At 39.6% G+C, this 9,784-nt stretch carries 10 protein-coding genes; 5 read left to right on the plus strand and 5 right to left on the minus strand.

What is annotated here, in order from left to right:
- Positions 1 to 468 precede the first annotated feature (468 nt).
- The gene (locus ACE4RR_RS19630) at positions 469 to 1,866 is read left to right on the plus strand and encodes a family 4 glycosyl hydrolase (protein WP_483860828.1); all 1,398 of its coding nucleotides are present in this window, start codon (positions 469 to 471) and stop codon (positions 1,864 to 1,866) included.
- A 194-nt stretch (positions 1,867 to 2,060) separates the two neighbouring features.
- Here ACE4RR_RS19630 and ACE4RR_RS19635 read toward each other — a convergent pair whose 3' ends face one another.
- Genes ACE4RR_RS19635 through ACE4RR_RS19645 form a run of 3 tightly spaced genes read right to left on the minus strand, consistent with a single transcriptional unit; the run spans position 2,061 to position 5,861 of the window.
- Complete coding sequence (locus ACE4RR_RS19635; RefSeq protein ID WP_375537136.1) at positions 2,061 to 3,431, minus strand: PTS ascorbate transporter subunit IIC; 1,371 nt, start codon at positions 3,429 to 3,431, stop codon at positions 2,061 to 2,063.
- A gap of 29 nt (positions 3,432 to 3,460) precedes the next feature.
- Positions 3,461 to 3,727, minus strand: a complete 267-nt coding sequence (locus ACE4RR_RS19640) for a PTS sugar transporter subunit IIB (protein ID WP_375537137.1) — start codon at positions 3,725 to 3,727, stop codon at positions 3,461 to 3,463.
- A gap of 22 nt (positions 3,728 to 3,749) precedes the next feature.
- Positions 3,750 to 5,861: a BglG family transcription antiterminator gene (locus ACE4RR_RS19645; protein ID WP_375537138.1), complete on the minus strand. Its 2,112-nt coding sequence runs from the start codon at positions 5,859 to 5,861 to the stop codon at positions 3,750 to 3,752.
- A gap of 251 nt (positions 5,862 to 6,112) precedes the next feature.
- On the opposite strand from ACE4RR_RS19645, the gene ACE4RR_RS19650 reads away from it, so the two are divergent.
- From ACE4RR_RS19650 to ACE4RR_RS19660, 3 genes are read left to right on the plus strand one after another with little or no spacing between them, the layout of a single operon-like run.
- A complete protein-coding gene (locus ACE4RR_RS19650; RefSeq protein ID WP_375537139.1) occupies positions 6,113 to 6,436 on the plus strand; it encodes a hypothetical protein in 324 nt (107 codons plus the stop codon).
- Between the two features lie 51 nt (positions 6,437 to 6,487).
- Positions 6,488 to 7,420, plus strand: a complete 933-nt coding sequence (locus ACE4RR_RS19655) for a D-2-hydroxyacid dehydrogenase (RefSeq protein ID WP_375537140.1) — start codon at positions 6,488 to 6,490, stop codon at positions 7,418 to 7,420.
- A 52-nt stretch (positions 7,421 to 7,472) separates the two neighbouring features.
- Positions 7,473 to 7,751, plus strand: a complete 279-nt coding sequence (locus ACE4RR_RS19660) for a hypothetical protein (RefSeq protein ID WP_375537141.1) — start codon at positions 7,473 to 7,475, stop codon at positions 7,749 to 7,751.
- A gap of 102 nt (positions 7,752 to 7,853) precedes the next feature.
- Here the strand turns inward: ACE4RR_RS19660 and ACE4RR_RS19665 are convergent, their stop codons facing one another.
- The gene (locus ACE4RR_RS19665; protein WP_375537142.1) at positions 7,854 to 8,297 is read right to left on the minus strand and encodes a hypothetical protein; all 444 of its coding nucleotides are present in this window, start codon (positions 8,295 to 8,297) and stop codon (positions 7,854 to 7,856) included.
- Positions 8,298 to 8,545: 248 nt separating this feature from the next.
- On the opposite strand from ACE4RR_RS19665, the gene ACE4RR_RS19670 reads away from it, so the two are divergent.
- On the plus strand, positions 8,546 to 9,001 hold the full coding sequence (locus ACE4RR_RS19670) for a DinB family protein (RefSeq protein ID WP_375537143.1): 456 nt from the start codon (positions 8,546 to 8,548) through the stop codon (positions 8,999 to 9,001).
- A gap of 213 nt (positions 9,002 to 9,214) precedes the next feature.
- Here ACE4RR_RS19670 and ACE4RR_RS19675 read toward each other — a convergent pair whose 3' ends face one another.
- The gene (locus tag ACE4RR_RS19675; RefSeq protein ID WP_375537144.1) at positions 9,215 to 9,694 is read right to left on the minus strand and encodes a C1q-like domain-containing protein; all 480 of its coding nucleotides are present in this window, start codon (positions 9,692 to 9,694) and stop codon (positions 9,215 to 9,217) included.
- Positions 9,695 to 9,784 lie beyond the last annotated feature (90 nt).

Consider the following 9,784-nt stretch of genomic DNA (forward strand, 5'->3'; position numbering starts at 1 on the left):
AAATGGGAAATAGTTAAATACAAACTATATTGACCTAATTTGATAGAGGTGTTCATGAATGAAATCAATTACAGGCTGCAGCTTAACCAAATCCTCTCGATAATTTTTAAGAGAGTACCTTTCTAATATCTTAGCGATTAAAATCGTCAAACATCCTTTCAAACGAATTCCACTCTGCCCTTCTTGAACGCACCATAAGTAATAATCTTCCATCCAACTATTGGGATGTGCAACGTCGCTGCAGGAATTTATTCGGACCATAACAAGCTCTGAAAGTTCGTTGAAAAGATCCATTCTATCCTTTGGTAAGACCATCCCATACTTTTAGACATTTTTTAATTATTTATTTTATCACAAGAAATTGTAAGGGTTATCAAATATTACTATTTGACATGAAGTGCTTACTCTCTTACATTTCTATTTTTATACCCGCTTTTTATAATAGGAATAACTAATGAGTTGGAGGGGATTTTTATTACTATTCAGAATCCTAAGGTGGTTGTGTTAGGAGCAGGGAGTTTGTTTTTCGGTCGTGAGTGTATTTGGCAGATGGTGCATTCCGAACATCTAAATAAAGGTACTCTAGCTTTAGTTGATACAAATGAAGAAAGGTTAAATAAACTGGTTCGTTTGGCCAGAATGGTAGTCGATGCTAATCAAGTAGAATTGAAGATTGAGGGATCGTTGGATCGTAAGCAAGTTCTTCAAGATGCGGACTTTGTTGTTCTTAGTTTTGCAAAAGATACGGTGAAATACAGGGGAATAGACTGTGAGATTTCTGAAAAGTATGGAATCAGAATGTGTTCTGGAGACACTATCGGACCAGGTGGAATTTTCCGAGTGATGCGCGAGCTTCCCATGATTATGGATTGTGCAAAGGATATTGAAAAAATGTGTCCTGATGCTTGGGTTATAAACTATATTAACCCATCAACAGTTAATGGAATAGCTTTAAAAAAGTATGCACCGAATTTAAAGTCTTTTGCTTTGTGTGATTCGCACCATATGCCACATAAAAAAATTATCTATGCTGAACGAGCAGGGATAATAAATGATAAAAGTGAGTATTCAGAAGAAATCGATCGTAAGTTTAATTTGAGTATCGCTGGAGTCAACCACTTCACTTGGCTATTAAATGCAGAGTACGAAGGAAAAGATCTTCTTCCTACTATTGCCGAGTCGTTGAAAATTTCGGCGGAGAAGGAAACAGTAGGTGGTGATACAGGCGCTAAGGCTTTATACAATGATGCAATCAGCTATCAATTGTATGACATTTTTGGCTATGTTCCAACTTGTACAGCTCATACAAAGGAGTATGTTCCTTATTGGCAGGGGCTTGGCCGTTTGAAAGATTCGATACCCCCATTATCAATTTGGGAAACGGAAGACCGTTATAAGCGTCATGATATGATGTGGCGGCAGATTGATAGTTTCCTAAGCGGAGAAACACCAATCAGCGAGTATATGAATACTTTTGGTCCTGACCATGCGACAGATATTATTGAAAATATGGTTGGTGGTCTGGGGAAGCCATTTTATATAAACACACTTAACCAAGTCGCTGTAGAAAATATGAACGATGATTCCTTTCTCGAACTGTTATGTGAAGTCACAATGGATGAAATTAAGCCTCTGCCAGTTGGAGAAATGCCTCGCGGGATCCGCGGTATGCAGGAGCTAGTACTGGATACACATGAATTAACAGTTGCAGCCGTTTTAGAAGGCGACCGCAAAAAGCTTCGAAGGGCAATGCTGACCGACCCTCTCGTTAATTCCATCGCCGATTCCGATCAAATCATAGAAGAACTTTTAGATTTGGAAAAAGATGTTATTCCCAGGGATTGGTATGCAAAGGATTTTGCATAACCTTGCCTACTAATGGAATGCATTTTCAAAATAGGTTTCTAGAATATGAGCCACAAAACAGTCCGGATGCCAGAGCCGTGCCAAGATTAAACTGCCATACCCCTGTTGACTTCAGGGATATGGCAGAATAGGTATTTTTCCTTTTTCCCATTCCTTGGGTTAGTTCAAAGAAGAGAGAGTAGGTTTAATTTTTGTTAAGCTGCATCGTCCGTATCCTTTTTGTTATCATTTGATTTTGATTTGAAGCCGATCAAGAATGGGAGAGCAAGGATGAGAATGATTGCTGCGATAACGGTAATATTGGATTCGAGAATATTGATCAGACTACCAAATACGATTCCAATTAAACCAAAGTCAGCATCTCCGAACGTTGTTCCCTGGAACCCTAGTGAACCTAAAACCGGTAATAAGAGGGCGGGCAGGAAGCTGATCATTACACCGTTCGCCATGGAGCCGATAATAGCACCTTTTCGACCGCCGGTTGCATTACCGAAGACTCCGGCAGCTGCACCTGTGAAGAAGTGGGGAACCAGTCCGGGAACGATTACTTTTAATCCAAGTAAAGGTAAGAAGAGCATGCTGATTAGACCAGCGATGAAGCTGCATAGGAAACCGATGATGACGGCGTTTCCTGCGAATGGAAAAATGGCTGGACAATCAAGCGCAGGCTTAGCGTTAGGGACGATTTTATCGGCAATTCCTTTAAAGGCTGGGACAATTTCACCAAGCAGCATACGTACTCCGGCTAAAATGATATAAACACCTGCCGCGAATGTAAGACCTTGCATAAAGGAGAAGACCAGGAAGTTCTGTCCGCCGCTTAATTCTCCTTCCACGAAGGCTGGACCGGCTGCACCTCCAACGACAAAGAACAGGAGTACCATGGTTAACGAGACGGACACAGATGTGTCTCTGAGAAAGCCTAGTGATTTTGGAACTTTGATTTCCTCTGTCGATTTTGAACCTTTTCCGACAGCCTTGCCGACTAGAGCGGATACGAAATAGCCAATCGATCCGAAGTGGCCTATGGCAAAGTCATCAGAACCAGTGACTCTCCGGGTGAAAGGCTGAAGCATCGCTGGAGAAAGAACCATCAATGCCCCAAGAATCACCGATCCAAGAATGATCATCGGTACACCGGAAAAACCTCCAGTGATTAAGATGACAGCGATTAAACATGCCATGAACATGGTATGATGTCCAGTTAAAAAGATATATTTAAAAGGAGTGAATCGTGCAAGCAGAATATTAACAATCATACCAAACAACATGATCATAGCTGTCTCTGTACCAAAGGATTCCTGTGCAAGGGCGACGATTGCTTCATTGTTCGGAATCACTCCGTCAACAGCAAAAGCTTCGTTGAACATGCTGCTGAACTGATCCAGGGATTGAACGAGTACATTCGCCCCAGCCCCAAGGATGACAAATCCCATTACCGTTTTAAGGGTTCCTGAGACGACATCTCCAGAATTTTTGCGCTGCACAAGGAGTCCGATTAAAGCGAATAGGCCGACCAGGATCGCAGGTGTGCCTAAGATATCCTTCATTATTAAATCAATCATTTTTAACGCTCCTTTTGTTTTTCGTGGACTTACATATTTTGTTCTAAGGCATCACGAAGCTCGTTTTTATCCATCAAGTTCTTCAGCTTCACGATATTTTTCTTGCCATCTTCTAGATTTTCGACAATATCTTCTGACCCCAAGAAGATATCGGCTTGTTCAGTCTTGGCGGTTGTTAAATCCGTATGTGAAACATCTGCTTCTTTCCCCATCTCCTTAAGTGCTGCTTTCACGTTCATTTCTACAATCATGCTGCTGCCTAAACCATTTCCACATACAATTAATACTTTTTTCATAATGGATTCCTCCTCAGATTTTTTAAACCTCGACTGATTGATGGATTAATTCCATCACGGTTTTACTATCACTTGCTGAAATTAACTGCTCGACATTGTCTTCATTCGATAACAATTCCGTGAGCTGGGCTAATGCTTTTAAATGGCTTTGATTATCAATCGCTGCTAGTACGATGACTATCTGAGCGCGATGTTTCTCTTTTTCCGAGAAATAAACAGGTTCTTTCAATCGTAGGAAACTCATCCCCAGCCGTTCGACCCCTGATTCTGGGCGCGCATGAGGGATGGCAATCCTTGGTGCGATGACAATGTAAGGTCCTAACTCGTCCACATTATCAATCATCGCCTGAACGTAATGCGGTCGAATCGATTGCTGGTCTATCAGTGGCTGAGCAGCTACACTGATTGCTTCTTGCCAGCTGTTTACATGTTTTTTTAATTGGATCGTTTGTTCCGTCAATAATTCATTGAGCATAGGCTGTTTGAGCTCCTTTGTTCGCGGAGTATTTTTTTCTAAAAGGTGAACCAACTCTCTTTTCAATTCGTCTTTTTGATGAATCGTCGCATGGCGTTCGATCACATCAAGCAGGTGATCGGTAGAATTCTTCTCTGGCAGCTTCGAATCGAAAAGCTCATTCATCCGTTGTATGACCCGTTCCTTTTCGATATTAGTCAATATGGCTGGAACGTGAACAATGGGAATGTTTATCGGTTTAATATAATTCGTTGAAAAGATCACATCCACCTGATGTTCATTCTTTTGATATTCCCTCATCGATAGGGTGGTGATGACATTCAAGCCGGTAATCAAATTTTCCAATTGGGTGCGTAACATGTTGGAGGTCCCGATCCCATTCTCACAAACGATAATGGCTCTCAGCCTGGTTTCGACCTGCTTTTTCTCTTTTGTCAGCCAGCCTCCGAAGTGTAATGAGATGTAAGCCACTTCTTCATCCGGAATCGTCTTTCCAACATACTGTTCCAGGTGCCTCACCACTCGTTTCGTCAAATGGAAAATGTCTGGATAGGTTTTTTGAATGGTGTCAGCTAAATCATTCGCGATCTGCACCCCGTACTTAAGTCGGTAATACGTCGGTTTGATATGAAAAATCAGGTTTTCCCTAAGTCCTTCCTTATCGTCAAACACTATACAGGAATAAAGTTGAAAATCAGCAATCATCTGTTGAACGACTTCTTTCAGGCCGGACAGCTCTCGATCGGTATAACGGCTGAAGTCATCCTGTTGTACTTTAGAACCCAACAGGTTCATGGTAATAAAGCAAACCTCATCTTCTGGGAAGTCAACCTCCCATAATTTTTCAAGTTTATTCGTAATGAGTAAGGAAGCCTGGTAAGCTTCTGTTTGCTGCAATACCTGCTTTTCTTCAGGCTGAACAAGAATATAATTCTGTAACTTGATTCTCTTCATAATTATCAAGATCTGTAAGGAAAGGATTTCCACCATTTCATCTGTCAGAGTCAAGCCTAATTCTTTTTCAGCTTCAAAAAGAAGGTGTCTCACTGAACGCCGCTGATCGGTCTCCTGTGACCATGTATCAGCTTCTGGCTGGATCATCTTATGAACCTCATTCCTGACGTTCTGCCAATCCGGGTGCGAGATGATTATCGCCAGCATATTGGAAAGCATCGTTCTTTTTGCATCCTCAGGACCAAACAAGCGATATCCTGAACCTTTTTGGTAGTACAAATGCAAACCAGCTTCACAGCACTCTTGCTTGATAGATTTAATGGATTTGGCGATTGTCCCACGGCTCATGCTTGTCAGATCCATAAACCTCTGCATCGAAGCATCTTGTTCTTCTAATAAAATTATTGCTTTAAGCAGGATTTCACGTTCCTGCTTTGATAAATGATACTGGTAATCTTCAAAACTCTGATCCTGATGAACCATCAGTTTCGTTTTCGAGGCATGTGGCAAAAATAAACCCTTGCCATGTTTACTTTCAATTGGTTCTAGCTTCTGAGTCCTTAACCAACTGTTAATCTGATCGAGATCATAATAAATCGTACGTTGTGATACGTTCATTTTGGCAACAATATCTTTCGCCGGGATCGGGTCAGTCGATTGTTGTATGATGGATAATAAGTGTGCACGTCTTTTATCCAGTACCATGAGGATCCCCCTTGTTTTATCCCTTAAGGTGTCATTTTTGCAGAATTACACATGTGTTAATTCGATGATCATCTTGTAAGCTTAGTATAGAGCATCATTATAAGTATTGTAAGAGTTTTCAGTGTGTAGAGTTTGTATATCGTTATTTTGCAATATTAAACAGTTGGGTTTGGTTTGAGATTAATAATTGAGAAATTTGTATAATGAAGAGAGAGTATATCTGAGGCGTTAATTAGGAATTCAGTCAAAATATGGTGAAGTGGATGGGGGTTGGATTACAATTAGAAGAAGTGTATCTCACAGATGAAGTCATACTGCTAAGAACGAGATTTCTAATCTTAACTGACGAGATTTCACCGGAAGAAGCGATAAGTATTTATGAGAACCTTGGAAATGGAATATCTTATGAAAAAAAACTAACCTTTCATGGCATTAAATATCTTCACCGAATCGATTCTTATTTTGATCCATATGGATACTTATCACTAAAGCATCGTTTAAAGCTTGAAATAGCAAGAGAGCATTATAAATTGAAAATACCTCAAAAAAGTGCATTTCTGCTGTATTCCAATTAGTGTTGAATGCGGACTCTTTCATTACCTAATAACAAGTATGGGGGAAATCTAATGAACATACATAATATACTGGTTGCAGGAAACTATGAAAGGGAATTCCAGGAACAGTTACCAGCTAATACACCTCAGAGCTTTCGTTTTAAGCAGATTGATGAAATTACAGAAGTGGATTTGTCATGGGCAGATGCCTATGTCGGCTTTAATCCATGCCCAGGCTTTCACCTTGCCGGAATTAAATGGGTACATTCGTTTAATGCTGGTATAAATAACTATTTGGAAATGGAGGGATGGAAGGAACATGATATTCTTCTAACCCGAACTGTCTGCGCGTTCGGACAGAAAATAAGTGAGTATTGTTTAAGTTATGTTTTAAGGGATCTTCAATTACATCACTACTTTGAAATAAAACAAAGGGAGAAGAAGTGGGACCCAAAAACTCCTCAAATGGTAAAGGATCAAACGATTGTCATATTTGGTACAGGGGAAATTGGACAGACGGCAGCCAAGGTATTTTCAAGCTTTGGGGCTACCGTATTCGGCGTCTCGCACAGCGGCAGGCAAAAGGAGCATTTTCACAAGGTGAGGAAAACCAGCTCTGCAAGCACGCTGACTGCACAGGCAGATTGGATTATCAGCACTTTGCCTTTGACAAATGAAACGAGTAAGTTATTTGATCGTGCGTTTTTCAGCAATTTAAACGGCGCTGTCTTTATTAATGTCGGAAGGGGTCATACGGTAGATGAGCAAGCGCTCATTGAAGCGCTAAATTCCAGAAGGGTCCGTTATGCGGTGTTAGATGTTCTGGAAACAGAACCGCTGCCAGAAACTTCAGAGCTGTGGAACAGAGACGATATATTCATCACCCCTCACATATCAGCCGTGACAGAGCTGAATGAAGCGATAGCATGCTTTGTGGACACATTGAAAAGAATCGAAAATAATGAAGTTTTACCTAATAAAGTAGATTTATCGAAAGGATATTAATATATAAGTAGGAACTATTGGTGGAGAAAAAAATATCGATTGGAGGTCTTGAATGAAAAATACAAACCATCGAAATTATGAGAAGTCCCCAGGCACTGAACCATTTATTGGAAAATTTTACAATGTGGATGGGCGGCGTCTGGTACTAAAATTTGCTGGATCTGGCAGCCCCGTTGTAGTGTTTCTACCCGCAGCAGGTATGACTGGCTCAAGATATAATGATACAAGAATGGGGAAACCTTATGTCAGCCGTACAGTGCTGCCCACGGAAAGCGAAGGACTTGTCCACTGCATTTTTACCATGCAAAAAGGGGGCGAGTATCATTTATGATACAGCCCCTTCTATTATTAAAATTACATTTGTACTGCAAAATTGTCATGGTTACATACCTTTGTGAAACATATATTGCCTGGGGGAAATGCCTCCTCCCGGTTAATTTAAAATCCTTGAATATTTTAGAGCTCCGATTAATGACTCAAAATCTTCGTTTACTTGGTTAATAACTGCTTCTTCTTTCCCTTCGGTGGAAAGGCTTGGGTTAATTTCTAACAAATGCCCTCCTTTAAAAGTGATCTCCATTCTTTTTGGAGGGGTGTTGTTGTTAGACCTATACTGCTCAAAATATTCCTTCATGCTAATGATTTCGTCTGTAAACCATGTTTCCTTTGTCACGTTATTAGTTGCGTCCACACTTAAAACTGTGAGGGTACCATCCTTTCTGTTCACGATGAAGAGTTTATTCTCTTTAGGAGTAAGAACTTCTAAAGGTTTGTAGTTGTCTGATTCGAATACCTCTTCTGTAAACTCTAAGACAGCGGCAGAACGTAATTGTTCAAGAGAAGTATTACTTAATCTTTCGAAAATGCTGATTCCCATTAAAATCAAACCTCCTATAATATATTTTATATTATAAAAATACCCAATATTTTCAACCCAAAACCTATATATTGGAAATGAATCTATGTAACTATCGACTTAGTCAACTAAAGATTGATAGTCGATTTTTCTCGACAATATTTATCTATAACCAAAGTTCTATTTAAGTGAATTTAAAGGTAACATTTTCTTTTTTGTGGAATTCTTATAGTAATGAATAATATAAAAACCATTTTTCAGGAGGTACTATGAATAATAAAGAAGTAATATTAGAACAGTTACAAGCTTGTCAAGAAAATACGTGGTTTGTATCGTTACTACACTCAGTTGACGGACTTACCGAAGAACAAGCAAATTGGACGCCAACCGACACATCTAACTCGATTTTCGAGATAGTAAATCACTTAATCTTCTATAATGAACGGTATTTAAATCGGTTCAAAGATATCCCAAATGAAAAAAATGATGATAACAATACGTTTAAGAACAGAAAAGACTTAAAATGGAATGAGGCTGTCATGAAGATAACAGAGATTATGAGTGAATGGACCGATGCTGTGAAGGAAGCTGATAACAATAAATTCGATGAAAGAGTATCTGAACTTGCGCACCTGACTATTCATACTACATACCATACTGGACAAATCATATTTATTAGGAAGCTGCAAGGAATTTGGAAGCCAGATGAGGGAGTCATTGGATAAACTCTTCTGCTTCTTAAAGTAGAAACCATTCTACTTTTATCATCTGGAGATGCCAGCAAACTATTACTTGCTCTATTAGCATTAAATACATTTAAATGGATCACTACGCCATAAGAAATTCATAATAAAAGTTAAACAAAGCCTGTATCTAGAATTACTCGGTGATCTAAGATACAGGTTTTTTATCCATGAGATTTCTATTCTATTTTTAACTTAAAGTGAAGATATTCTAGCGGCTGCAAAATGCGATCCGGTTTCTGCAGTAGAGATTGTGCCGGCTGTGCTGCTTTGAGCATAAATTTCTACTCGGTCTCCTGGGCACAGCTGAAGTATATCACTAACTGCTGCGCCATTTAAGAATGGTACAGGACCAAAGAAATCGTTATCAATAGAAATTGCTGGTTCACCGTTTACCCTAATCTCGATTCGGGTTCTATAGTTTACATTTGGGTTATCAGGGCTGAATCCTATAAACGCAACCAAAAAATAAATTCCTCGTGAAGATGGTTTAAATGTTGAAGTAGCAGGCTTATATTCATTTCCCAGATCAAATTGTACAGTTGGAAATACTACTTTCACAAACGTATCAGCAGGAAGAGTTTGTGTAACGGTTTGATTCACGGCACGAAATGCTGAATCTTTAATTAAACAATCAGTGTCACCGTCAAGTCTTTTTGAACATATACTGCTCATTAATTTTGAACACTTTTCGCTTGAAACAAAGTTTCTCGATGTTTAATGCGGTGGCTGTTGCCATTTAAATGAATAACCTCCGAACGATGG

Origin of the sequence: Alteribacillus sp. HJP-4 (genome assembly GCF_042139015.1) — a bacterium.
GTDB lineage: Bacteria > Bacillota > Bacilli > Bacillales > Marinococcaceae > JBHIKY01.

Coding starts and splice junctions, on each gene's coding strand:
- ACE4RR_RS19635 (WP_375537136.1), bottom strand. CDS start 3,431: ATGATTGATTTAATAATGAAGGATATCTTAGGCACACCTGCGATCCTG.
- ACE4RR_RS19640 (WP_375537137.1), bottom strand. CDS start 3,727: ATGAAAAAAGTATTAATTGTATGTGGAAATGGTTTAGGCAGCAGCATG.
- ACE4RR_RS19645 (WP_375537138.1), bottom strand. CDS start 5,861: ATGGTACTGGATAAAAGACGTGCACACTTATTATCCATCATACAACAA.
- ACE4RR_RS19650 (WP_375537139.1), top strand. CDS start 6,113: ATGGTGAAGTGGATGGGGGTTGGATTACAATTAGAAGAAGTGTATCTC.
- ACE4RR_RS19655 (WP_375537140.1), top strand. CDS start 6,488: ATGAACATACATAATATACTGGTTGCAGGAAACTATGAAAGGGAATTC.
- ACE4RR_RS19660 (WP_375537141.1), top strand. CDS start 7,473: ATGAAAAATACAAACCATCGAAATTATGAGAAGTCCCCAGGCACTGAA.
- ACE4RR_RS19665 (WP_375537142.1), bottom strand. CDS start 8,297: ATGGGAATCAGCATTTTCGAAAGATTAAGTAATACTTCTCTTGAACAA.
- ACE4RR_RS19670 (WP_375537143.1), top strand. CDS start 8,546: ATGAATAATAAAGAAGTAATATTAGAACAGTTACAAGCTTGTCAAGAA.
- ACE4RR_RS19675 (WP_375537144.1), bottom strand. CDS start 9,694: ATGAGCAGTATATGTTCAAAAAGACTTGACGGTGACACTGATTGTTTA.